The 511-nt window shown below is 52.6% G+C and carries 1 pseudogene; it reads right to left on the reverse strand.

The features are described from left to right. Positions 1-463: pseudogene (locus ACNQ0W_RS25350) on the reverse strand (Ig-like domain-containing protein); the annotation flags it as partial. Positions 464-511: the final 48 nt, after the last annotated feature.

Below are 511 nucleotides of genomic sequence, written 5' to 3' on the forward strand. Positions count from 1 at the left end.
CGTATGTCTCGTGGGCTCGGAGATGTGTATAAGAGACAGCAACTACAGTGGCTGTCGGATCGTTCACTGTACCAGTAAGTGCTGGTGTGCTGTCATTCGTCAACACGTCATCCAGCGCAACCACAGGTGCTGTGATGTCTGCTGAAACTGTGCCTGTACCTGGCAATGAAGTGTTGCCTGCAGGGTCAGTTGCTGTTGCAGTCACTGTATCGCCATCCACCAGGTTACCTGGGTTTGGTACTGACCAGCTACCATCTGTGCCTGCTACCACTGTTGCAGTTGTGCCATCAGGATAAGTCACAGTCACGGTTGAACCAGGCTCTGCCTGACCGCTCACTGGGTCTGTTGCATTGATCGGATCAAGCACCGGTGCATTTGGTGCAACCGTATCAATGGTCACCACTGCAGTATCGTTACCTACGTTACCTGCTGCATCTGTTGCAGTCACGGTAATGGTGTGTGGCTGTCTCTTATACACATCTGACGCTGCCGACGACTAACCTCGGGTGTA

It is taken from the genome of Enterobacter cloacae complex sp. 6730903, from assembly GCF_048283985.1.
In the GTDB taxonomy this organism is placed as follows: Bacteria; Pseudomonadota; Gammaproteobacteria; order Enterobacterales; family Enterobacteriaceae; genus Enterobacter; species Enterobacter hormaechei_C.